Here is a 22,685-nt window from a genome sequence, read left to right on the forward strand (position 1 = left end):
GCCTCAGTCCGCGGATGCCGGTGGGGGGTCAGAAGTTGCCGAGTCCGCCGCAGACGTTGAGCGCCTGGGCGGTGATGGACGCGGCGGGTTCGGAGGCCAGGTAGCCGACCAGGGCGGCGACCTCCTCGGGGGTGGAGTAGCGGCCGAGGGGGATCTTCGCCTCGAACTGCTCCTGGACCTGGTCCTCGGTGGTGTCCCAGGCGGCGGCGTAGCCCTGGCGCACACGCTGGGCCATGGGGGTCTCGACATAGCCGGGGCAGACGGCGTTGACGGTGACGCCGCTGGGGGCCAGTTCACGGCCCAGCGCCTTGGTGAAGCCGACGACGCCGTGCTTGGAGGCGCTGTAGGGGGCGCCCAGCAGGACACCCTGCTTGCCGGCGGTGGACGCGATGTTGATGATCCGCCCGTACGCCGCGCCGGACAGGCCGCCCTTCTTGAGGACCTCGCGGGTGACCAGGAAGACGCTGTTGAGGTTGGTGTCGATGACGTCGTACCAGAGGTCGTCGGCGATGTCGGCGGTCACCCCGCCGCCGCTGCGGCCCGCGTTGTTGACCAGCACGCCGATCGGCCCGAACGCCTCGACCGCGGCCGCGACCAGGGCGGTCACCGACTCGCGCGAGCGCACGTCGGCCGCGACGCCGTCGACGGTCAGGCCCTCACCGCGCAGGTCCTCGACCGTCTGCTTGACCTTCTGCCCGTCCCTGGCGCACACGAAGACCGGGTGGCCGAGGCGTCCCAGCTCCCGGGCGGCGGCCAGGCCGATCCCGCTCGTCCCGCCCGTGATCAGCGCGGAGGGCTTCGTCGTTGTCGTCATCGGTGTCCTTCCAGAAACGCCGTGGTGACTCACGACCGTGTCCCGTGCCCCTTGAGGTAGGGCGGAAATTCCCTCAACCGGACCGGTGAGGGCGGGGCTTGAGGGATCTTCCAACCGGGTGCGAGAAGGCGCGTGCAGGCTGACCGGCGGCCGAATCGACCGAACGGAGACGCCATGACGATCGCACCCGAGCGTGCCGGGACCCCCGCCTGGTCCGCCGCGCTGCACGCGGAGGCCCAGCAGTTCTACGCCCACCAGATGCAGCTCCTCGACCTCGGCGAGGCCGAGCAGTGGGCGCAGACCTTCACCGAGGACGCGACGTTCGACGTGCCGACCCTGCCCGAGCCGGTCCGCGGCCACGCCGGCCTCGTCGCGGCCACCCGCCGGTCCGCGGCCGAGCTCGCCGCCGCCGGGCAGCGCCACCGTCACTTCCTCGGCATGCTCGACGTCCGCCCGCGGCCGGACGGCGGGCTCGACGTCCGCTCCTACGCGATCGTGTACGCCTCGCAGATCGGCGGCGAGTCGCGGGTGCACCGCGTGTGCGTGTGCGAGGACGTCCTGCTGCGCGAGAACGGTCGACTGCGGGTCTCCGCCCGCCGGGTGACCCGCGACGACCTCGCCTGAGCGGGGCTCCACCGGTACCCGGCCACCTCTCCACCCCGCCGGGTCAGCCTCGGCACAGCCGTACGGGTGCGTCACCGCCGCAAGAGCCGCGCACCGCCGAAGAGCCTGTGTCTGAACCCCGGCCGGGCGCGGCCGTGGTTCAGACACAGGCTCTGACAACCGACTACCACCCGATGGGGGTTTGCCGACATGACGCAGACGACGATTGCCCGGCCGGAGGCCTCGGCCCTTGAGCAGGCCGTCCAGGGCGCCGCTGACCGGCTCGTCGCGGCAGGAGCAGCAGGCGTTCAGTTCCGGGTCGCCCGCGGGGCGGAGACCTTCGTGGTGACCTCCGGCATCGCGGAACTGGGCACCGACCGGCCCGTCCCCGCGGACGGCCGCTTCCGCATCTCCTGCATCACCAAGCCGTTCGTGGCCGTCGTGGTGCTCCAGCTGGTCGCCGAGGGCAAGATAGACCTCGACCGCACGGTCGAGAGCTACCTCCCGGGCCTGCTGCCCTACGGCGAGAAGATCGCCATCCGTAATCTGCTCCAGCACACCAGCGGCCTGTACAACTACATGGACTCGTTCCAGAAGCCGGGCGACCGCTTCCTGCGCGACCGCTACAAGCACTACGAGCCCCAGGACCTCATCGCCATCGCGGCCGCCAAGCCGCTGGAGTTCGAGCCCGGCACCAAGTTCGCGTACTGCAACACGAACTACTTCATCATCGGGCTGCTCATCGACAAGGTCACCGGCCGCTCGTACCGCGAGGAGATCACCGAGCGGGTCCTGGAGCCGCTTCAGCTGACGGAGACCGTGCTGCCGGGCGACGACCCGAACATCCCCGAGCCGCACGCCCGCGGCTACATGGACATCGGCGGCAAGCCCGTCGACGTGACGCTGATGAACCCCTCCGAGGCCGGCTGCGCGGGCGAGATCATCTCCACCACCGCCGACCTGGACCGGTTCTTCACCGCGCTGTTCAGCGGAAAGCTCCTGAAGGAGCCGGAGTTCACCGAGATGACGACCCCGCTGCCGCCCGAGATGATCGAGAACCTGCCGATGGGCGTCGGCTACGGCCTCGGCATCATGAAGCTCGAGAACGACGACGACCTCGACCTGTGGGGCCACGGCGCCGGCATCCCCGGCTACGCCACCTTCGCGGCCACCACCCGTGATCTCGGCGCGCGCGTGCAGCTGTCGTTCACGATCGGCGACAAGGACTTCGGGCCGGAGGCCGAGCAGGCCGTCATCCGCGGTGTCAACATCGCGCTGTGCTCATGAGCACCGGGACGTCGAAAGCCGTCATCGTCACCGGTGGCGGTACGGGAATAGGTGCGGCGACGGCGCGTGCATTCGCCGACGACGGTGCGCACGTTCTCGTCGTCGGCCGGAGTGAATCGACGCTGAAGGAAACGGCGGACGGTTACCAGGACAGAATTCGCGTCCTTTCCAAGGACATTCACGAACCGGATGCGCCGGACGTGGTCGTCGAGACCGCGCTGAAGGAATTCGGCCGTATCGATGTGCTGGTGAACAATGCCGCCGTCACCGGATTCGCCGCCCTGGACGGTCTGGAGAGGGAATCGGTACGGGCCCAGCTGGGCACGAACCTGATGGCCCCGGTGTTCCTGACCCAGCGCGCACTGGACGCCCTCGAGGAGAGCAAGGGCGTCGTCGTGAACGTCAGCTCCGCGGGCTCGCTGGGCCGCCGGGCCTGGCCGGAGAACTCCGTGTACGGCATGGCCAAGGTGGCCCTCGACTTCCTCACCCGCACCTGGGCCGTGGAGCTCGCGCCGCGCGGCATCCGCTCGGTGGGCATCGCGCCCGGCGTCGTCGACACCGGCGTCGGGGTACGGGCGGGCATGCCGGCCGAGGCGTACGAGGCGTTCCTCGCGCAGATGGCGGAGCGGATCCCGGCGGGCCGCGTCGGCCGGCCCGAGGACATCGCCTGGTGGATCGTCCAACTGACCCGACCGGAGGCCGCCTACGCCAACGGCACGGTCCTGGCGGTGGACGGCGCGCTGTCCGTGACGTGATCGGCAGTGACATGGGTCCTGGTCGGCAGTGACATGGGTGAAGTCCCAGTGACATGGGTGAGGCTCCCCGCCAGGCGGGGAGCCTCACCCATGAGCGGGGTGGTCAGCGGGACACCGTGGCCGTGACGTAGCGGACCGGGACGTCGATGTGGATCAGGTTGTCCGTGCCGCGCAGGGCGTTGAGGGCTGTGGTGAGGCGGGTGCGGAGGGTGGCGGCCTCGTCGGCGGGGAGGTGTTGCCACAACAGGCGCATGCCCTGGGTGTGGGACCACTCGACCCAGGCCTCGCCGGAGCGCGCCGTCATGTCCACCGTCTCGTCGGTGATCTCCACCTGGCCGAAGCCGGCCGTGTGCAGAGCGGTCGTCAGGTCCGCGGGGTCCTCCAGCCAGGAGTGCAGCTGCCGGTGGAGCTGCTCGGGGTGCCAGGCCGGCGGCAGGTGGCGCAGCAGGGACATCGGGATCAGGTCGGTGAACAGCGGCGGCAGGAACGGGAAGGTGTCCCGGGTGAACACCGGGCTGGTGAAGGCGATCCGGCCGCCGTCGCGCAGCAGTCCCGCATAGCGGGCGAGCGCGGCACGGGCGTCCGGCAGGAAGATCACGCTGTAGCTGCCGAGGACCAGGTCGAAGGAGCGGGCGGGCAGATCCGGGTGCTCGCCGTCCATCACCTGAAGGTCGACGTTGCCGATGCCCTGCCGTGCCGCCTCACGGCCGGCCTCCTCGATCATGGCCTCGGCGATGTCGATGCCGAGCGCGCTGCCCTCGGACCCCACCAGCCGCGCCGCCGGCAGCAGGGTGGCGCCCAGGCCGCAGCCGACGTCGAGGAGCCGCTGACCGGGCCGCGGCCCGGCGATGTCCACCAGCCGCGCGCCCATCGGCGTGAAGAATTCCACGCCCAGCCGGTCATAGGTCGCCGCGGCACCGTTGAAGGCGGCGGTGACTTTCGTTTTGTACGTTGCCGTGTCCGTGTCCGTGACCATGTCGCCCATGCTGGGCCTGAGGCCCCGTGCGCAACTGGAGGATGACTGGAAAACAAAGGGAGTCGGGAATTCTTCCCTTGCCCGCGCCGGACGGCCCCGCCCACAATTGCGGCCAGGAGCCGACGCCCTTGGAGGCGACCGTGGAAGGAATTCGATGAGCAGTCAGATAACCGCGGTGCGCCGCATGATCGAGGCCTATAACACCGGTGATACCGGGGACGTCGCGGAATACATTCACCCGGATTATCTGAACCCGGCGACGATGGAACACATGGACCTGCGCGGTCCGGATTCCTTCGCGATGGCCGTCAAGTGGCTGCGTATGACGTTCTCCGAGGAGGCGCACCTGGAGGAGGTGCTGCTGGAGGAGCGCGGCGACTGGGTGCGCGCCAACCTCGTCCTGTACGGCCGTCACATCGGGGACCTCGTCGGCATGGCACCGACCGGCCGCAGGTTCTCCGGTGAGCAGATCCACCTCATCCGCTTCGTCGACGGCAAGATCCGTGACCACCGGGACTGGCCGGACTACCAGGGCACCTACCGTCAGCTCGGCTCGCCGTGGCCGGAGCCGCAGGGCTGGAGGGCCTGACGATGATCCTCGTCACCGGAGCGACGGGCAAGGTCGGCCGCGAGGCCGTCGGCCAACTCACCGCACTGGGCCGCAAGGTGCGGGCGCTCAGCCGCAAGCCCGAGGAGGCCGGACTGCCCGAGGGCGTCGACGTCGTGGCCGGCAGCCCCGCCGACCCCGCCTCCCTGGCCGCCGCGTTCACGGGTGTCACCGCGGCGCTGGTGGTGCTCTCCGGCGATGTGGCGGGGGAGGCCCGCAACATCGCCGAGGCCGCCCGGGCCGCCGACGTCGAGCACCTCGTGTTCCTGTCCTCGGCGAGCGTGCTGCACCCGCTGCCGCACGGCATCGCCGAGGAACACCGGGCGGCGGAGCAGGAGATCACCGCTTCCGGCGCCGCCACCACCTTCCTGCGCCCCGGCCCCTTCCACGCCAACACCTCGTGGTGGACCAGGACCGTCGGCGAGAGCTCCTCGGTGCGCTGCTGGATCGGCAACAACCCCGGTGCGCCGATCGACGAGTACGACATCGCCTCCGCCGCCGTCGCCGCGCTCACCCAGGACGGCCACCGCGGCAAGGCCTACGTCCTGACCGGCGGCGAGGTCCTCACCTCCGAGGAGCAGACCCGCATCCTGGGCGACGTCCTGGGCCGGGACCTCAGCTTCTCCGTCGCCCCCCAGGAGGAGGTCGTGGAGGTCTTCGCGGGTATCACCGGTGACCGGGCGGCGGCGGTGACCAACGTGGCCGCACTGCACAGCCCCGAGGTCCCGTGGGCCACGTCCACGACGGCCGTGCGGGACCTGACCGGCCGCGACCCCCGTCCCTACCGTGCCTGGGCGGTGGCCAACGCCGCGCTGTTCGGCTGACGAAGAGCTTCAGAGAGGCGTACGACATGACGACGACCGAGGCGAACGGCACGATCCTGGTGACCGGGGCCACCGGCCTCCAGGGCGGTGCGACCGCGCGCGAACTGGTGCGGCGCGGCCGGGACACGGCGGCGCTGGTGCGCAACCCGGACTCCGACGCGGCCCGCGCGCTCGCCGGGCTCGGCGTGCGGCTGGTCACCGGCGACCTGGACGACGAGGCCTCGCTGCGTGCGGCCATGGAGGGCGTGCACGGAGTGTTCTCCGTGCAGACCTTCATGACGCCGAAGGGCCTGGGCGGCGAGGTCCGGCAGGGCAGGGCGGTGGCGCGGGCGGCCAAAGCCGCCGGTGTCGCGCACGTGGTGTACAGCTCGGTGGGCGGCGCCGAACGGCACAGCGGCGTCCCGCACTTCGACTCCAAGCGGCACATCGAGCGGTACCTGGAGGAGCTGGGTGTTCCCGCGACGGTGCTGCGTCCGTCGTTCTTCATGGACAACTTCGCCGCGCACGGCCCGCAGAACGTCGACGGGACCCTGGTGGTGCAGCTGGCGCTGAAGCCGGACACGCGGGTGCAGTTCATCGCCGTGGACGACATCGGGTACTTCGCCGCGCAGGCCTTCGACCACCCGGAGGAGTACCTCGGCCGGGCGGTCGAGCTGGCGGGCGACGAGCTGACGGCCACCGAGATCGCCGAGGCGTTCACGGCCCGCAGCGGACTCCCCGCCCGCTTCGAGGAACTGCCGCTCGACGCGGTCGCGGCCAACCCGTACATCCCCAACGCCCCTGAGATCGCCCTCATGTTCGAGTGGTTCCAGGAGCACGGGTACCGCGCGGACATCCCCGCGCTGCGTGCCGAGCACCCGGCGCTGCACACCTTCGCGACGTACCTGAAGGGCATCGACGTCTGACCCGGGACGAGTGAACGAGTGAGGGGCGCGACCGCAGCACAGCGGTCGCGCCCCTCACTCGTCGCGGATCAGGCGCGGCAGGTCGGCAGCCTGCCGTGATATTCCGTCATCTCCTGGAACAGGGCCGGGATGTCCAGCCGTTCCCCGGGTGCGGCTCCGCGCTCCTCCGCGTAGGCCCGGTGCAGGTTCGGCACCAGCCGTTCGGCGTCGAGGAGTTCCGCGAAGGGGCCGGGGCCGGTGGCGCGGGCCAGCTGAAGCGGGCTCGCCCCGTCCGCGACGCCCTCGCGGGCCAGGTCCCGCAGCCAGCGGAAGTAGGCCTCGTTGGCGTCGATCACCTCGGGGCCGCCGACCGGCCCGTGGCCCGGCACGACCACCAGCGGGTCCAGGCCGCGCATACGGTCCAGGGCGTCCAGCGAACCGCCGACCGAGCCCATCACACAGAACGGCGTGACACCGGACATCACCACGTCGCCGGTGAACAGCACCCGCTGCTCGGGCAGCCACACCGCGGTGTCGTTGGTGGTGTGCGAGGCCGGGCCGAGATGCAGCAGCTCCACCCGCACCCCGCCCGAGTGCAGGGTGAGCGCGTCGCGGTAGGTGATCTCGGGCAGCGCGAGTTCGATGTCGCCCCAGCACACGTCCGGCCACAGGGACGTCAGATGCAGGCCCGCCGCCGCCATGTCGGAGCGGGTCTGCTCGTGCGCGACGACCGCGGCCTCCGGGAAGAGGTGGTTGCCGAAGGTGTGGTCGCCGTGGAAGTGCGTGTTGACCAGGGTGCGCGGAGGTGCGCCCGCACACCGCAGCACCTCCTCGCGCAGCCGGCGTGCCCGCGCCTCGGTCGCCGCGGTGTCGACGAGCACACTCCGGCCCCCGTCGCCGACGACCAGGCCCGCGTTGCTCAGACACCAGCCGCCGTCGGGCTGCACGAAGGCGTACACCCCGTCGGCGACCTCGGTCAGCTCGACCTCGTTCGGTGCGGTGTCGAGCGGGCCGGTCTCGAACAGGTCGGCGCTCACATCACGTCCGCGGGGACGAAGTCCAGCTCCTTGAGCATCGGCAGGTAGTTGAAGACGTCGTAGTGCTCGATGATCCGGCCGGCGTCGTCGAAGCGCAGCTCCTCCAGCATGAACCAGGTGACCTTCCTGCCGGTCGGGGCCTTGCCCATGAACTCGCCCAGGTGGGTCGCCGTCACGGTGATCCGCAGGATGACCCGGTCGTCCTCCGCGACGGCGCTCTTGACGTCCAGGTGGAGGTCGGGGAAGGCCGCGAGGCCGCCCTGCATGGCGCCGATCATCTGCTGGGTGTCGACCTGACGGTCCTCGGAGAAGTGGCGGATGTCCGGGGACCAGTGCTTGATGATGCCGTCCAGTTCCCAGCGGTTCCAGGCGGCGGCACAGTCCAGCGCGATCTGCTTGTTGCGCTGCTGGACGGCACGCTCGGTCAGCGTCGTGGACATGGTGAATTCCTTTGTGTGATCGAAGAGTCGGCGCGCGGGTCAGGGAAGGAGGACGTGCTTGCCGACGGAACGTCCCTCCAGCAGCTGCCGCAGCGCGTCGGCGGCCCCGTCCAGCTGGTGGCGGCCCGCGATCTCCGGCTTCAGCACACCCTCGGCGAGCAGTCCGTACAGGGCGTCCAGGGCGGCGTTGAAGTCCGGGCCCGGCTTGACGTAGTACATCGTCATCCGGCGTCCGCCGGTCAGGCGCAGCAGCCGGGCCAGGAAGCGGCGGGCGGTGCGCAGCAGTGCCGGGACGTGCGGGCGGAACCACTGTCCCGGCCGGTATCCGGCGACGGAGGAGTCGAAGGACACCAGCGTGCCGCCCCTGGCGAGCATCGCCCAGCTGTCGTCCAGGCCCCGGCCGCCGATGTGGTCGAAGACCGCCTGCACGCCTCCGGGCGCCAGCCGGCGTACCGCCGACGGCAGGTCGGGGGTGCGGTAGTCGAGGGGCTCGGCGCCCAGCGCGCGGACGGCCTCGTGCTTGGCCGGGGACGCGGTGCCGATGACGCGCAGCCCGCGGTGGACGGCGAGCCGGGCGAGCACCGTGCCCACGCCGCCGCTCGCGCCGTGCACCAGCACGGTGTCGCCGGGCGACAGGCCGGTCAGCCGGTCCAGCATCTGATAGGCGGTCACGCCGTTGGCGACCAGTGCGACGGCCTCGGCGGCGTCCAGGTCCTCGGGCACCGGGGCGAGGTGCTTGGCCGGGGTCTGCACGTACTCCTGCCAGGCGCCGTAGCGGGGCATGGCGGCGACCCGGTCGCCCACGCGATGGCCCGTGACGCCCTCGCCGACCTCCGTGATCCGTCCCACCAGGTCGTAGCCGGGCACGAAGGGGAAGCGCGGCGGGAAGGGGTGCAGATGCTGGAGCATCTGGACCTCGGCGAAGGACACGCCCGCCGCCTCGACCCGCACCACGACCTGGCCGCGGCCCGCGGCCGGGACCGTCTCGTGGCCGGCGACGAGCTGCCGCTCGGGCTCGCCGCTGCCCGTCATGGTGACTCGCGCGCCGGTGAGCGCGGCGGTGGCGTCGACGCTCATACGGCGGCCTCCTCGGGTACGGGCGTGAAGTCGGCGGCGTGGTCGGCGGCCCACCGGGCGAAGGTCCGGGCGGGTACGCCGGTGACGCGCTCCACGGTGTCCAGGACCGCGGGCGGGTTGACGACGGCGTCGGCCAGATAGCCGAGGACCATCTCCACCACCGGCGGGGGCATGACCTGCCCCATCTGCTCGCGGGCCTCGTCGGGAGTGATCTCCACGAACTCGATGTCCCGGCCCAGCGCTCCGGCGATCGCCCGCACCTGGTCGGCCTGGGTGATCGCCTCGGGGCCGGTGAGGACGTACGCACGGCCCGTGTGCCCGTCCTGAAGCAGCGCGGTCGCCGCGACGGCCGCGACGTCCGCCTCGTGGATCAGCACGCGCGGGGCGTTGCCGTACGGGGCGTGCACCACGCCCTCGGCGCGGATCGAGTGGCCCCACTTCCACAGGACGTTGGTGGCGAACTCGTCGGGCCGCACGAAGGTCCAGTCGATGCCGGACTCCTCCACGGCGCGCTCCACGGCACGGTGGTGCTCGCCGCTGTGGTTGTCGCCGGACTCGTCCAGGACGGAGGAGGACGAGAGCACGACGATGCGGCGTACCCCGGCCTCCTTCGCGGCGGCGACGACCTCACGGGCGGTTTCCGGCACCGGGAAGAGATAGAGCCGCTCCACGCCGTGCAGCGCCGCGCGCAGCGTGTCGGGGCTGGTGAGGTCGCCCTCGCGGACGTCCACGCCCGCCGGGAGGCCGGCGGTGGCCGGGTTCCTCGTCAGCGCCCGCACGGGGACGCCCGCGGTCACGAGCCGCTCGACCACATGCCGGCCGACCGATCCTGTTGCACCTGTCACCAGAACTGTCACGCCTGCTCCACGAGTTCGTCGGTCAGTCAAGTCGTGCCCAGCGTCCGGCGGGCCGCTGGAGGATGCCCGGAGAGCCGGTCGACCGGTCTCCACCAGGCCTCAAGCAGCAGAAGGGACCATCGGACCCGCTGTCGACACCCCCACAGGACGAAGGCGAGGCTGCGTTTTGTCCGCTCCCCAGAGCGCCGTCAGGAACCAGAACCAGAACACCGCGAACCGGAACACCGCAAAGAAGGACACCGGGAAGAAGAAGAGGTTCGAACTCAGCCGCCGGACCCGCAAGTTGACGCTCGCGATCCATGTCGTCACGTCCGTCGGCTGGGTCGGGCTGTCGCTGTCCATGGCCGTCCTGGCCGTCATGGGGTTCACCACCGAGGACGCGGCGATCGCCAAGGGCGTCTTCTACGCGATGTACGTCTTCGACGACACCAGCGTCACGGTGTTCAGCGTCACCGCCGCGATCTCCGGCATCCTGCTGTCCTGCGGCACGGCCTGGGGCCTGCTGCTGCACTGGTGGATCATCGCCAAGTGGGTGATCACCCTCTTCATGACGATCTTCGCCTGGTTCGTCATCCACCCGATCGTCATCAAGGCCACCGAGAACACCGCCGAGGCAGGCGGCACCCCGCCACGCCCCGGCTGGCCCGCCGACTTCCTGGTATGGAGCGTCCCCCTCCTGTTCGCCCTGCTCACAGCCGCAGCCGTGATCTCCGTCTACAAACCCTGGGGCCGCACGTCCCGCGGCCGCCGCGCGACCGGCCGCGCCCGGCGCCCATGAACCGCCCTGAGTCACGGGCCGCCTGACCTCGTGTCAGGCGGCCCGTGCTGCGTCCAGGGCGGCGCACCACTGGGCCGGGTCCGCCGTGCGGAGTAGGCCGGTGCCGATGAGCAGGCCGTCGTAGCCTGCGTCGAGGAGGTGGGCGGCGTCGGTGGGGTCGGTGATGCCGCTTGCGCTGATGGTGCGGCGGGGGGCGGTGTTCAGGACGGTGGGCAGCAGGGCGGTGCTGCGGTCGAGGTCGCCGGGGAGGCGTTCACGGGTGGCGATGTCCTTGTTGTTGACGGCGATCACGCAGGCGGACGCCCGGGGCACCGCGGCTGCCTCGGTGGCGTCGGTGACCTCCACGAACGGGGTCAGGCCCAGGTCGAGCGCGTGGTCCACCAGGCTTGCCAGGACGTCGGTGGGCAGGACTTTCACCGTCAGCAGCACTGCGGAGGCACCGAGTTCGCGGCTGCGCCGAAGCTGGCGGCGTGAGGTGAGGAAGTCCTTGCGCAGCAAAGGCAGATCGGTGAGCGCGGCGACCTCGCTCAGCAGTTCCTCGCTGCCGCCGAACCAGCGGCCGGTGACCACCGAGACACACGGCGCCCCGGCCTCCTCGTACCCGGCGACGACCTCGGCGACCGTGCGTGCGCCGATGAGGTCGGTGCCGTCGGCGTCCCGCCGCTTGACCTCCATGATCACCGGACGTGCGGCCGACGTCAGTGCCTCCACGAACGTCATGACGTCCTCCAGGCGCCGGCCACCGCCGCCGCGTTCGCCGGGGCGAGCAGTCCGTCCGCGCCGCGCGCGGCGGAGTCCACGTCGATGCCGAGGAAACGGGGATGGGCGACCGCGTCGGCGAACCGGTCCCGGTTGTCCGCGCGCAATCCGCCCGCCAGGAGGAAGGGACGGGTCATGCGGTCGGCCAGAGCGGTCACGGCGGTCTCGTCCAGGGGCTGTGCCGTGCTGCCGACCCGGCCGTCCGCGGTGACCGCGTCCAGCAGGAAGCAGTCCGTGCCGGCCCGTTCGTAGGCGCCGATCAGACCCGACTCCACGCAGGAACCGCCTTGTACGTGCAGGACTTTGACGATGCGTACGCCGTCGGGGACCAGTGCGCGCAGGGCGCGGACCGTCGCGGGCCGCTGGTAGCCGTGCAGCTGGATCCACGACGGGCCGCCGTCGGCGGTCAGCCGGGCCAGGGCCTCGGCGTCGGAGCCGAAGGTGACCAGCACGGACCGCAGCCGGCCCGTGGCCCGCGCCTCGGCGGCCAGCCCGGCCAGCCCCCGCGCGGACAGCTCCGCGCGCCCGCCCGGAACCCCGTGCCACAGCCCGACCAGATCGGCGCCCGCGTCGGCGACGCCCCGCACCTCGGCCGCGGTCGTGGCGCCGCAGAACTTGACCAGCACTACGCGGCCGCCTCGCCTGCCAGGGACCCCTCCGCGAAGCGCTCACCCGCCGCGTCGAACAGCCGCGGGTGCGCGGTCCGCAGGTCGCCGATCACCCGCTCGTAGGGAAGCTCGTCGAACTCGCCGTGCTCGCGCAGGAACTCCATCTGGCGCCGCCCCTTCAGATCGAAGGGGTGGTGGACGCTGTCGGCGGTGCCGTCGAACTCCAGCGGAGCCATCCGGTACAGCCGGCACAGGGTCTTGTTGAACACCGGGGTCGCCCTCACCCAGCGCCCATCGAGGCGGAGCGAGGTCAGCCCGTGCTGGTGGAACACGTCCCCGCCCAGCAGCTCCTTGAGCCGCTCGGACGCGAGATGGTTGCGTACGTCGGTCAGGACCAGGCGGGCCGGGATGCCGAGGGAACGCAGGGCGGCCGCGTACAGCACCGACTTGTGCAGGCACATCCCGGCGCCGGTGCGCACGACCCGGCTGGCGCGCAGGCCCTCGCGGGAGAGGTCGGCGCCGTAGACCTCGTAGCGGATGCCGTCCCGCACGGCGTAGTACAGGGCCACCGCCTGCTCGGTGGGGGTGGTGGCGGTCGGCGGCAGTGTCCGGCGGACGAAGGCGTGCACCTCGGGGCTGTGGTGGTCGATGAATTCGGTTGCTGCCAGGGCGGTCATGGTGGTGGGGTCCGCTTTCCTTGGGGGTCACAGGCCGAGCGTCGAGGCGATGCGGTTGCGCTGGATCTCGGAGGTGCCGGAGTAGATCGTCCCGGCGACCGAGTTGCGCAGTTCCTTCTCGATGCCGTACTCGGCCATGTAGCCGTTGCCTCCGAAGATCTGCACCGCGGCGAGCGCCGAGGCGACGTTGGCCTCGCTGGTGACCAGCTTGGCGATCGCGATGTCACGGGTGACGTTCTCGCCGGCGGCCAGCCTGGCCGCGGCCGAGTACAGCCAGTGCCGGGCGGTCTCCACCCCGATCTCCATGTCCACGACTTTGTGCGACACGGCCTGGTAGGAGCCGATCGGCTGCCCGAACTGGGTGCGGGTGCGGGCGTACTCGGCGCAGCGCTCGACCCGGTCGCGCATCTCGCCCGCGTTGATGACGAAGGAGCACAGGATCTCCCAGCGCATCACATGGTCCATGACGAGGAAGCCGCCGCCCCTGCGGCCGACGACCTGCGTGGCCGGGACCCGGCACTCGTCGAAGTACAGCTCGCACAGCGGGGAGGTGCGCAGCCCCATCTTCGCCACCGGCCGCCCCACGGTGAGACCGGGCGTGGCGCGGTCGACGAGGAACGCGGTGATGCTCAGCGGTCCGGGGCGGTCGCTGGTGCGGGCGTACACGGTGATCACATCGGCGACCGGGCCGTTGCTGACGAAGGCCTTGCTGCCGGTGAGGACGAAGTCGTCGCCGTCCCGCTCGGCCCGGGTACGCATCGCCAGCGCGTCCGAGCCGCTGTCGGGTTCGCTGATCGCATGGGCGCCGATCAGCTCGCCGGAGCACAGCCCGGGCAGATAGCGGGCCTTCAACTCCTCGGAACCGAAACGCTGCAACGGCACGCCGGTGCTGACCAGATGGCTGCACACGGAGAAGTTCAGCCCCGCGTCACGGCAGCCCAGACCCAGCCCCTCCAGGACGTACATCGTGGTCAGCAGATCCTGGCCGAGCCCGCCCCACCGCTCCTCGAAGGGCAGGCCCAGGATGCCCGTCGCGCGCAGCAGCTCCCACTGCGCGCGCGGGAAGGCGGCGTCGGCGTCCCGCTCGACGTGTCCGTCGCTGAGCTTCGCCAGCAGGGGCGCGAGACCCTCGCGCAGTCGCCGCTGGTCCTCGGTCCACGTGATCATCAGTAGTGGGAGAACCCGTCCGAGTCGAGTTGGTGACGCTCGTCGCCGCGCAGCGCCGGAGTGAACATGCACACCAGGCGCAGGTCCTCGTCCGGGCCGGCGATCAGCCAGTGCGCGTCGTGCTGGTCGAGGGCGTACAGCGTGCCGGGGGTGATGGGGTGGGAGTCGCCGCTCATGTCGACGATCTCGCCGCTTCCCGCGATGCAGTAGCAGGCCTCCAGGTGACGGCGGTACTCCAGCCGTGACTTGGTGCCGGCCCGCACGATCGTGTCGGTGACGGTATAGCCGAGGCCGTCCGACTCGGTGAGGAACCGGCGGCTGAGCCCGTTGCCCCAGTCGACGCAGCGGACGCTGTCGATGGATCGCACGATCATGTGTGGCTTCCTTCCTTCATACGGTGGTGAGGTGGCGGACGACCGGGCGGCGCAGCTCCGTGACGAAGGAGGCGAACTCCCGTACGGGGTCGCGCCGTTCGGCCAGCGCCCGCTCGATACGCGCCACGCCGGCGCTGCCGACGACGGCGGCGTCGGCGCCCAGCTCCTCCAGTGCGGAGATGTCGGCCCCGGTGCGGACGCCGAATCCGACGGCGACCGGGACGCGGGTCCTGGCGCGCAGTGCGGTGAGCGTCGCGGCGAGCCGGTCGTGGTCCGGGGCGGCGGTGGTGCCGCTGCGGCCGTAGTGGGCGACCAGATAGAGGTAGGCGGAGGCGTGTGCGGCGGCCTCCGCCACGACCGCCGGGGAGGAGACCGCGTAGCAGGTCGTGACCAGCGGCAGTCCGGCCCGGTGGGCGGCCTCGTAATGAGCGGTCCGCAGCCTCGGCGGCAGACCGTGCAGCAGCAGTCCGTCGCAGCCGGCGTCGGCGACGGCGCGGGAGAAGTCGCCCAGGTCCCGGCCCTTGACCGTGTGGCTCCAGTCGGCGAGCAGGGCGATCCGCAGGCGCCGCAGGGACGGGCGCAGGGCCGCCACCGCGTCGAGGACGGCTTCGAGGGTGATCCCGCGGGACAGCGCACGGTCGGCGCTGCGGCGGATCACGGGGCCGTCGGTGACGGAGTCCGGGAACGGCACGGCCAGTTCGAGACAGTCGATGTCGCTGTCGTCGAGCATCGCGGCGAGTTCGGGCAGGGTCTGAAGCGGGGGATCGCCCGCGTTGAGGAACACGGCGATTCCCGGCCGGCCGGGGCGGCGGTGCGGGAAGAACCCGCTGTCCGCCGCCTGGTAGGACGCCAGGGACAGGGCCGCCACCCCGGGTACCGCCCCCGGGGCCAGGCCCGGCAGCGGCGGTGGAGTGGGCACGCGGCCGCGCTCAGACATGGGCCGCCTCCCGGGTGCGCAGCCGGTCGAGCAGGGACAGCGCCGAGCCGTCGTGCACCGTGGCGTGGGCCGCGCGCAGCGCCTCGTGCCAGTCGCCGGTCAAGCGGCCCGCCACCGCCAGGGCGGCGGCGTTGAGGCAGACGGTCTGCGTGGCCGCCGGGGTGCCGTGGCCGGAAAGGACCTCCAGGAAGAGGTCCGCGGCCTCCTGCACACCGGCCTCCTCGGGCCGGGCCAGGTCCGCCAGGCTGCCGGAACCCAGGCCCAGCGCGTCGGGCGTCAGGGTGAACTCGTCCTCGGCGCCGTCCTCGTAGCACCGCACCCGGTTGGCGGTGAAGGCGAGGAGTTCGTCGGCGCCGGCGTCGTTGTCCGCCAGCCACACCGTCCGGCCCGTCGCCCGGGAGACATGCTCGGCCGCCTGCCGCAGCCCCGCGAGGCGCTCCGCGGGTTGTGCCGCGATGTGTCGTCTCTCGGCTGCGGGTCCGTTGTGGCTGGTCGCGCCCCGCGGCGGAGCCGCATATGGATACAGCCCCGCGCCCCTTTGGGGCGCGGCTGAACCGTGGGACACCCCGGTCACCTGTGCGCGCACCGGCATGTCGGCCAGGAAGGGGCCGAGCGTGTTGACGAACGACCCCAGCCGGCGCAGGTCCAGGGGGGCGACGGCCCGGGCGAGCAGCGCGATCTCCGCGGGGTACACGAAGTACCCGGCGAAGGCGACGCCGTGGCGTTCCAGGGTGTCCTGGGTCTGCTCGTACGACGTGGTCGGCGCGATGCCGAGCCGCTCCAGCAGGTCGAGCGAGCCGCAGGTGCCGGTGTAGGCGCGGGAGCCGGTCTTGACGACCCGCACGCCCATCGCCGCCGCCACGAAGGCCGCCGCGGTGGAGATGTTGAAGGTGCGCGGCCCGCCGCCGGTGCCGACGATGTTGACGGCGCCGGGGAACGTGTCCGCCGGACGGGCCGGCCGGCGCTCGGCCAGCGAGTGCAGGAACGCCTGAAGCGTGAGGCGGTCGGGCATCCTCGTGGACAGCGAGGCGAGCAGGGCCGTGGCCTCGCCGCGGCGCAGGTCACCGGAGTGCAGCTGGTCCCAGAACGACCGCCACACCGCCGGCTCCACGGGACGGTCCCGGCCGATGAGCGAGACGACGGCCTCGTGCATGACTACGCGGCCCCCGCGTGCTCGCGCGGCGCGTTCGCGAGGAACGCGGCGATCGCCGCGACGGAGGTGAACGACTCGGGATCCAGGTCGACGGCGTCCGTGTCGACGCCGTAGCGGTCCTCCAGCCAGGCGATCACCTTGAGCAGCCCGAGGCTGTCGATGACGCCGTTCGCCATGAGGTCGAGGTCGTCGGAGAGCTCCTCGGCCGGCACGTCCGGCAGGAACTCCTTGACGACGAACTCCTTGACGGCCTGGGCGTGACTCATGTCAGTTCTCCTTGGTGAAGTGGGCCGAAGCGACCCGGTCGCGGTCGACCTTGCCGGTGGCGGTCCTGGGCAGCGGGTCGTCGACGATCCGCACTCCGGAGGGGACCGCCGCCCGGGGCAGTCGGCGGGCGAGATGCCCGCGCAGCGTCAGGCTGTTGAGCCCCGAGCCCGGTGCCCGTCGGACGACCGCGTGCAGCAGCCGCCCCGCGACCGGGTCGGGCAGGGCCAGGACGGCCGCCTCGGTGACCTCGTCGTGGCCGAGCAGGACGTGCTCCACCTCCTGGGCGTTGACCCGCACCCCGCGCACCTTGACCTGGAAGTCGGTGCGGCCCTGAAGAGTGAGGGAGCCGTCCGGGTGCCGGCGCACCAGATCGCCGCTGCGGAAGTAGCGGCGCCCCGGTGCGTCGCCGCCGCGGGCCGGGTGCGGCACGAACGCCCGTGCGGCGGCCGCGGCGCCCAGATAGCCGCGGGTCTGGAACGGGGTGGAGACGAGGAGTTCACCGGTGCCGGGCCCGGCCAGCACCGTGCCCTCGTCGGTGACGAGGAGGGCGTCGACGCCGGGCAGCGGCCGGCCCAGCGGCAGCGGACCGCCGCCCGCCGCGGCCGCGGCGGGCACCTCGTGCACAAAGCTGTCGTTGGTCTCGGTGCACCCGTAGATGTTGTGCAGCCGGGCGCCGGGCAGCAGACCGGGCAGCCGGGCGAGCAGCGGCCCGGGGACGGCGTCGCCGGTGAACATGGCGTGCCGTACGGCGGGCAGCACCGCCTCGGCGGCGTCCGCCGCGTCGGCGAGCAGCCGGAAGAACATGGGGACGGCCTGGACGACCTGTACCTGATGCCGGGTCAGCAGGCCGAGCAGACGCGGACCGTCGAGGGCCTGGTCGGGGTCGACGAGCACGACCCGGCCGCCGTGCGCGAGGGTGGTCCACACGTCGAGCAGGCACAGATCGAAGTTGAGCGGCGCGTAGTTGAGCACCGTCGTGCCCGGCCCGATGCCGAAGGCCTCGGCGGCCCAGCCGGTGAAGGCGTCGACCGCGTCCGCGTCCAGCGGGACGATCTTCGGCAGTCCGGTGGAGCCGGACGTGGTGAGCAGCAGCGCGGGCCGGTCGGCGGGCGGCGCGGGCGGTCGCGGGGTGTCCGCGTTGTGCGGCGGGGGATCGTCGTACGGCCGCAGCACATGCCGTACACCCGCCTGCTCGTGCAGCCGGTCGACGGCGTCGGATCCGAGGGTGGCGGCGGGCAGCAGCACCGGGCGGCGCTCCAGCAGACAGGCCAGTACCAGCGCGACGGTGGCGGGTGACTTCACGGCCGGTACGGCGACCGGCTCGTCGTCCGGCAGACCTGCCAGCCGGGCCCGTTCCCGTTCCGCGCGGCGCAGCAGCGCGTCGTAGCCGATCTCCTCGTCCCGCCACACCAGAGCCGTCGCGTGCGGGGTGCGCCGTGCCTGCGTGAGGACACCGTCGAGGAGAGCGGAACGGTGTGCCGTGGCCTGTCCGGTCAAGATCCCTCCCTCTGTCTCCGTGCGCGGCTCGCGGTACCTGTGGCTCCCGATCGTGCTGTCGTGGTCTGGAGAACTGATCGAGCCGCGGTGCACCTCAAGCAAGAAAGGGCCCCGTCACCACCCGGTGACGGGGCCCCTTGACCTGCACGGTCGTTCAGTCGTCGGTCAGGTCCACGAGGACGTCCGACGGGTCGCTGTGCGCAGGGCCGGCCGGCCACCACTCACCGGCCCGCAGGCGGTACGGGTACCAGCGCCCGTCGCGGCCCAGCCGCAGCTGGATGCCCCGCCCGGCCGGCGTCCAGTGGTTGTCCCGCACCTGAAGCTCCGGCAGTTCGTCCGCCTCCCAGCCCGCCGAGAGCGCCGCACGTGCCCGCGCGGTCTCCTGGGCGGACGGCGACCAGGTGTGCTCCAGCACCTCCAGGCCCGCCGCCCCGCCGGTGCGCCACGCCTCGGCCGCACGGTCCAGTTCCTCGGGCGGACGGCCGCAGCTCTCCCGCAGCCGCACCGGCACTCTGGGATCGGGATGGACGGCGGCGATGCGTACGGTGTCCTGCCACAGGTCGAGCGGCGGCGCGGGCCGGTCGGTCAGGCCCCGCGCGTACCCGAGCAGCGATCTGGCGCGTACGGCCGCGTCGGCGACCAACTGCTCCAGCGGGTCGGCCTCGATGCCGGTGACCGGCTCGTCGGCGCCGTCCGGCGCGGCGGGCAGCGGCGGCAGCTCCGGCAGCGGCGACGCCTCCCGCGACCAGGCGGCCAGCGGGTCCACACCGGGCAACGGGGCGTCCGACGGGGCGACTTCGGCCGGACTCTCGCCGACTCCGTCTGCGTCGTCCGCGTCCTCGTCGTCGTCGTCGCCCGCCATGGCCCGCAGCAGCAGCTCGGACTTCAGCTCCTCCACGGCCTCGGCGGCGCCCCTGCCCCGCACCAGCAGCAGCAGCCACGGATCGGTGTCCAGGAGCCACGACATCTGGTAGCACAGGGCCGTGGCGTGCGGGCACGGATGGTCCAGGGCGTCGCAGTCGCAGTCCGCGTCCAGGTCCCCGTACCCGGGCAACAGCCGCACCCGGGCGTCCTCCACCGCCTCCAGGAGGTCCTGAGGCAGCTCACCCGCCAGCAGCGCCTCCGTCTCCTGCGGCCGGTCGGCGGTCTTCTCCCACAGCAGCTCCCACTCCTGCTCGTCCAGCTCCCGCAGAGTGATCACCGTCGTGTGGGCCTCCTCGCCGCCGTACACCTCCGCGGAGATCCGCCCCGGGCTGACGGTGACCGGACCGATCCGCCCGGTGCGGGCGAAGGCGCGGCCCTGCTTCAGCGGCTCCTCCTGCGGCCAGGTGTCCTCGACGGCCTCGGTCCAGGCCTTGGCCCAGAACGACTGGCCGCGGGCACGGCCGCCCTTGCGTGCGGCGAACGCGGGAAAACCCCGGGCATCGCTGTCATCGCTGCGTTGGCTCGCGGCCATCACACGCTCCTCAGCTCGACCAGGTTGGCCAGTTCGTCGTTGGTCAGCTCCGACAGCGCCTGCTCACCGGCGCCGAGAACCGAGTCCGCGAGCTCCTTCTTCGACTCCAGCAGCGCGGCGATACGGTCCTCGACGGTGCCCTCGGCGATCAGCCGGTGCACCTGGACGGCCCTGGTCTGGCCGATCCGGTACGCGCGGTCCGTGGCCTGCGCCTCCACCGCCGGGTTCCACCAGCGGTCGTAGTGCACGACATGCTCGGCCCGGGTCAGGTTCAGGCCGGTGCCCGCCGCCTTCAGCGACAGCAGGAAGACCGGCACCTCCCCGTCCTGGAAGCGCTGGACGAGCTCCTCGCGCTTGGGCACGGGCGTGCCGCCGTGCAGGAGCTGGGCGGGCACGCCGCGCTCGCGCAGGTGCCGTTGAAGCAGCCGGGCCATGGCGACGTACTGCGTGAACACCAGCACGGCGCCGTCCTCGGCGATGATCGTGTCGAGCAGCTCGTCGAGCAGCTCCAGCTTCCCCGAACGGCCCGTCAGCGCCGAGTCCTCCTCCTTGAGGAACTGGGCGGGGTGGTTGCAGATCTGCTTCAGGCCGGTGAGCAGCTTCAGGACCAGACCGCTGCGGGCGATTCCCTCGCTGCCGCGGATCTGCCCCATCACCTCCGCCACCCGCCCGCGGTACAGCGCCGACTGCTCGGCGGTCAGCGCGACCGGCCGGTCCGTCTCCGTCTTCGGCGGCAGCTCCGGCGCGATGCCCGGATCGGACTTGCGGCGGCGCAGCAGGAACGGCCGTACCAGGCCGGCCAGCCGTGTGGCCGTGGGCCGCTCCCGCTCGCCCGCGGCGCGCTCCGCCTCGATCGGCGCCATCCAGCGCCGGCGGAACTCGCCGTATCCGCCGAGCAGTCCGGGCGTCGTCCAGTCCAGCACCGCCCACAGCTCGGAGAGGCTGTTCTCGACGGGGGTACCGGTGAGGGCGATCTTCGCGTCGGCGGGGATCAGCCGCAGCGCCTTCGCGGTGCTGGAGTGCGGGTTCTTGACGTGCTGGGCCTCGTCGGCGACGACCATGCTCCAGCGGTGCCCGGCCAGCCGCTCGGCGTCCAGGCGCATCGTGCCGTACGTCGTCAGGACGAACCCCTCGTCGGCGCCGTCCAGGGTGCGGCCCGTGCCGTGGTAGCGGCGTACCGCCGTACCGGGCGCGAACCGGCCCACCTCGCGCTGCCAGTTGCCCAGCAGCGAGGCCGGGCAGACCACCAGGGTCGGGCCGCTGCTGTCGGGGTGCTCCTGGCGCAGCAGATGCAGCGCGATCAGCTGGATCGTCTTGCCCAGGCCCATGTCGTCGGCGAGGCAGCCGCCAAGACCCAGGGAGGTCATCCGCTCCAGCCAGCGCAGTCCGCGCAGCTGGTAGTCGCGCAGGGTGGCGGTGAGCGCCGCGGGCTGCCGTACGGGCTCGGAGCCGCCGTCCGGATCGGTGATGTGGGCCCGCAGCGCCAGCAGCCACGGCGTGGGCGCCACCGGCACCTGCTCCTTGCCGGCGCGCGCGTACCCGGTCAGGGCGACGGCGAGCGCCTCGATCGCGGAGAGCGCGCCCACCTCCCGCTCGCGTGCCTTGCGGGCCAGGTCCGCACCGGCCAGGATCCAGTCGCCGCGCAGTCGTACGACGGGGCGGCCGGTCGCCACCTCGTCCGTCTCCTCGTCCGTCAACGGGTCGCCGTCGAGGTCGAGTTGCCAGCGCAGACCGACGGTGCCGTCGCCGCCGAAGAAGGAGCGCAGGTCGGCCGGCGGCGGAAGGTCGGCGCCGACCACGGCGCGGGCGGTCAGCGTGCGGCCGGCGTCCCCGGGCCACAGCACGTCGATGCCGTGGGCGCGCAGCCGGCCGGCGCCGCCGCCCAGCAGGTCGCTCACGTCCCGGTCGGACAGGTCCATGGCGCGCGGCACGGGCAACAGCCGCTCCAGCGGCTCCCACACGCCCGCGGCACGGCGTACGGCCAGTACGGTGTCGGCCTGGGCGCGGTGGCCGAGGGCGTGGTCGACGCTGGCGAAGAGCTCCTCCGCGTCGAGGGCGAGCGTGGGGTCGGCGAGGCTGTGGGCGCGGGGGACCAGACGCAGCGTGGGAGCGGCGTCGGTACCGGTCTCGGTGAGCTCCACGCGCAGCGACACCCGTACCCCCGAGTCCAGCCCCGCCGAGATCTCCTCGGCCCAGGCCCGCAGTTGGGGCACGTGCTGGGGCTCGACGGCGGCGAAGGCGGCCCGGCCGGTGGCCGCGTGGGCCGCCGGGGTACGCGGCAGCGTGTCGGCGACGGCATCCAGGAACGCCCGTACCAGGCCCTCCGGTTCGGCCAGCCGCACGGTCGCGCCACCGGTGCCCGGCAGGGCGGCGGCGTACGCCTCGGGCGGCGCGGCGCCGGCCAGCGCGCGCACCCGTCGTACGTCGTCCAGGTCCAGCGGGCCGGTCCGCCAGGCGTCGTAGCCGGCCGGTGTGACGCCCGGCAGCAGCCGCTCCCGGGCCGCCAGGTGCAGGGCGATCGCGACCGCGCCGCCCCAGAACGCGGCGGCCGGATGCGCCTGTGCCCCCGGCCGGGCCGCCCGGGCCAGCACCGGCAGCGCGTCCGCGACGGACAGGCGCAGGGCCGCCACGGTGCGGGTGACGGGGGTGTCGTCCTCGACGGTGACGACGTCCACGGCATCACTCGCGTCCTCGGTCACCGGGCCCGTCGGATCCCAGAACACCACGGTGCCGGCACGAGGCGGGTCGGCCGCCTCGAAGAGCACCGCGCACCGCGTGAGGTCGTCGGCTCGAACGCCCGTCATCACTGCCATGTCCCTCTGGGTTCCCCTTCGTTCGTCCCGTGCGTACG

24 protein-coding genes are annotated in these 22,685 nt (G+C 72.4%); 7 read left to right on the top strand and 17 right to left on the bottom strand.

Translation table 11 applies throughout. The features are described from left to right. Positions 1-28: 28 nt before the first annotated feature. Positions 29-814 (bottom strand): SDR family NAD(P)-dependent oxidoreductase, encoded by a 786-nt coding sequence (locus tag ACIHFB_RS43480; RefSeq protein WP_400129747.1) that lies wholly within the window; start codon positions 812-814, stop codon positions 29-31. Positions 815-988: 174 nt separating this feature from the next. Here ACIHFB_RS43480 and ACIHFB_RS43485 point away from each other — a divergent pair, with 174 nt between their 5' ends. The 3 genes from ACIHFB_RS43485 to ACIHFB_RS43495 all read left to right on the top strand — a co-directional run bounded on the left by ACIHFB_RS43485 (position 989) and on the right by ACIHFB_RS43495 (position 3,459). Further along, positions 989-1,438, top strand: coding sequence for a nuclear transport factor 2 family protein (locus ACIHFB_RS43485; protein ID WP_400129748.1), 450 nt, complete (start codon positions 989-991; stop codon positions 1,436-1,438). A 189-nt stretch (positions 1,439-1,627) separates the two neighbouring features. Further along, positions 1,628-2,704, top strand: a complete 1,077-nt coding sequence (locus tag ACIHFB_RS43490; RefSeq protein WP_400129749.1) for a serine hydrolase domain-containing protein — start codon at positions 1,628-1,630, stop codon at positions 2,702-2,704. Continuing rightward, on the top strand, positions 2,701-3,459 hold the full coding sequence (locus ACIHFB_RS43495; RefSeq protein ID WP_400129751.1) for an SDR family NAD(P)-dependent oxidoreductase: 759 nt from the start codon (positions 2,701-2,703) through the stop codon (positions 3,457-3,459). Before ACIHFB_RS43490 ends, ACIHFB_RS43495 begins: the two co-directional genes overlap by 4 nt. 103 nt (positions 3,460-3,562) lie before the next feature. Here the strand turns inward: ACIHFB_RS43495 and ACIHFB_RS43500 are convergent, their stop codons facing one another. Further along, positions 3,563-4,444 (bottom strand): class I SAM-dependent methyltransferase, encoded by an 882-nt coding sequence (locus ACIHFB_RS43500; protein ID WP_400129753.1) that lies wholly within the window; start codon positions 4,442-4,444, stop codon positions 3,563-3,565. Between the two features lie 145 nt (positions 4,445-4,589). Between ACIHFB_RS43500 and ACIHFB_RS43505 the strand changes: the two genes are divergently transcribed. From ACIHFB_RS43505 to ACIHFB_RS43515, 3 genes are read left to right on the top strand one after another with little or no spacing between them, the layout of a single operon-like run. Beyond that, positions 4,590-5,024 (top strand): ester cyclase, encoded by a 435-nt coding sequence (locus ACIHFB_RS43505; RefSeq protein ID WP_210589320.1) that lies wholly within the window; start codon positions 4,590-4,592, stop codon positions 5,022-5,024. Continuing rightward, positions 4,994-5,866 carry an SDR family oxidoreductase gene (locus tag ACIHFB_RS43510; protein WP_400129755.1) on the top strand — a complete coding sequence of 291 codons (873 nt, stop codon included), beginning with the start codon at positions 4,994-4,996 and terminating at the stop codon, positions 5,864-5,866. The genes ACIHFB_RS43505 and ACIHFB_RS43510 overlap by 31 nt, the downstream gene beginning before the upstream one ends. Before the next feature lie 26 nt (positions 5,867-5,892). Then, on the top strand, positions 5,893-6,771 hold the full coding sequence (locus ACIHFB_RS43515; protein WP_400129756.1) for an NmrA/HSCARG family protein: 879 nt from the start codon (positions 5,893-5,895) through the stop codon (positions 6,769-6,771). A gap of 68 nt (positions 6,772-6,839) precedes the next feature. On the opposite strand, the gene ACIHFB_RS43520 is transcribed toward ACIHFB_RS43515, so the two are convergent. Genes ACIHFB_RS43520 through ACIHFB_RS43535 form a run of 4 tightly spaced genes read right to left on the bottom strand, consistent with a single transcriptional unit; the run spans position 6,840 to position 10,161 of the window. Then, positions 6,840-7,787, bottom strand: a complete 948-nt coding sequence (locus ACIHFB_RS43520; protein WP_400129757.1) for an MBL fold metallo-hydrolase — start codon at positions 7,785-7,787, stop codon at positions 6,840-6,842. Continuing rightward, the gene (locus ACIHFB_RS43525; RefSeq protein WP_400129758.1) at positions 7,784-8,227 is read right to left on the bottom strand and encodes an ester cyclase; all 444 of its coding nucleotides are present in this window, start codon (positions 8,225-8,227) and stop codon (positions 7,784-7,786) included. The genes ACIHFB_RS43520 and ACIHFB_RS43525 overlap by 4 nt, the downstream gene beginning before the upstream one ends. A 39-nt stretch (positions 8,228-8,266) precedes the next feature. Then, positions 8,267-9,304, bottom strand: a complete 1,038-nt coding sequence (locus ACIHFB_RS43530; protein WP_400129759.1) for an alcohol dehydrogenase catalytic domain-containing protein — start codon at positions 9,302-9,304, stop codon at positions 8,267-8,269. Next, entirely contained in the window at positions 9,301-10,161 is an 861-nt protein-coding gene (locus ACIHFB_RS43535) for an NAD(P)H-binding protein (protein ID WP_365287611.1), read from the bottom strand. The genes ACIHFB_RS43530 and ACIHFB_RS43535 overlap by 4 nt, the downstream gene beginning before the upstream one ends. A gap of 166 nt (positions 10,162-10,327) precedes the next feature. Between ACIHFB_RS43535 and ACIHFB_RS43540 the strand changes: the two genes are divergently transcribed. Next, positions 10,328-10,939: a hypothetical protein gene (locus tag ACIHFB_RS43540; RefSeq protein ID WP_365287609.1), complete on the top strand. Its 612-nt coding sequence runs from the start codon at positions 10,328-10,330 to the stop codon at positions 10,937-10,939. Between the two features lie 33 nt (positions 10,940-10,972). On the opposite strand, the gene ACIHFB_RS43545 is transcribed toward ACIHFB_RS43540, so the two are convergent. The 11 genes from ACIHFB_RS43545 to ACIHFB_RS43595 all read right to left on the bottom strand — a co-directional run bounded on the left by ACIHFB_RS43545 (position 10,973) and on the right by ACIHFB_RS43595 (position 22,647). Next, a complete protein-coding gene (locus ACIHFB_RS43545; protein ID WP_400129761.1) occupies positions 10,973-11,659 on the bottom strand; it encodes an indole-3-glycerol-phosphate synthase in 687 nt (228 codons plus the stop codon). Then, positions 11,656-12,324, bottom strand: coding sequence for an N-(5'-phosphoribosyl)anthranilate isomerase (locus ACIHFB_RS43550; RefSeq protein WP_400129763.1), 669 nt, complete (start codon positions 12,322-12,324; stop codon positions 11,656-11,658). Before ACIHFB_RS43550 ends, ACIHFB_RS43545 begins: the two co-directional genes overlap by 4 nt. Further along, the gene (locus ACIHFB_RS43555; protein ID WP_365287603.1) at positions 12,324-12,983 is read right to left on the bottom strand and encodes a transglutaminase-like domain-containing protein; all 660 of its coding nucleotides are present in this window, start codon (positions 12,981-12,983) and stop codon (positions 12,324-12,326) included. Before ACIHFB_RS43555 ends, ACIHFB_RS43550 begins: the two co-directional genes overlap by 1 nt. A 27-nt stretch (positions 12,984-13,010) precedes the next feature. Beyond that, complete coding sequence (locus tag ACIHFB_RS43560) at positions 13,011-14,150, bottom strand: acyl-CoA dehydrogenase family protein (RefSeq protein WP_400129764.1); 1,140 nt, start codon at positions 14,148-14,150, stop codon at positions 13,011-13,013. Beyond that, positions 14,150-14,524, bottom strand: a complete 375-nt coding sequence (locus ACIHFB_RS43565; RefSeq protein ID WP_365287599.1) for an ectoine synthase — start codon at positions 14,522-14,524, stop codon at positions 14,150-14,152. Before ACIHFB_RS43565 ends, ACIHFB_RS43560 begins: the two co-directional genes overlap by 1 nt. Positions 14,525-14,540: 16 nt before the next feature. Continuing rightward, positions 14,541-15,461, bottom strand: a complete 921-nt coding sequence (trpA, locus tag ACIHFB_RS43570; protein ID WP_365287597.1) for a tryptophan synthase subunit alpha — start codon at positions 15,459-15,461, stop codon at positions 14,541-14,543. Beyond that, the gene (locus ACIHFB_RS43575) at positions 15,454-16,614 is read right to left on the bottom strand and encodes a hypothetical protein (RefSeq protein ID WP_365287595.1); all 1,161 of its coding nucleotides are present in this window, start codon (positions 16,612-16,614) and stop codon (positions 15,454-15,456) included. Before ACIHFB_RS43575 ends, trpA begins: the two co-directional genes overlap by 8 nt. Positions 16,615-16,616: 2 nt before the next feature. Continuing rightward, positions 16,617-16,880, bottom strand: a complete 264-nt coding sequence (locus tag ACIHFB_RS43580) for an acyl carrier protein (RefSeq protein ID WP_365287593.1) — start codon at positions 16,878-16,880, stop codon at positions 16,617-16,619. A 1-nt stretch (position 16,881) separates the two neighbouring features. After that, a complete protein-coding gene (locus ACIHFB_RS43585) occupies positions 16,882-18,378 on the bottom strand; it encodes an AMP-binding protein (protein WP_365287591.1) in 1,497 nt (498 codons plus the stop codon). Between the two features lie 154 nt (positions 18,379-18,532). Beyond that, positions 18,533-19,834: a hypothetical protein gene (locus ACIHFB_RS43590; protein ID WP_400129766.1), complete on the bottom strand. Its 1,302-nt coding sequence runs from the start codon at positions 19,832-19,834 to the stop codon at positions 18,533-18,535. Next, on the bottom strand, positions 19,834-22,647 hold the full coding sequence (locus ACIHFB_RS43595) for a DEAD/DEAH box helicase (protein WP_365287587.1): 2,814 nt from the start codon (positions 22,645-22,647) through the stop codon (positions 19,834-19,836). Before ACIHFB_RS43595 ends, ACIHFB_RS43590 begins: the two co-directional genes overlap by 1 nt. Positions 22,648-22,685: the final 38 nt, after the last annotated feature.

The sequence above is a fragment of the Streptomyces sp. NPDC051963 genome, assembly GCF_044593495.1.
Taxonomy (GTDB): Bacteria; Actinomycetota; Actinomycetes; order Streptomycetales; family Streptomycetaceae; genus Streptomyces.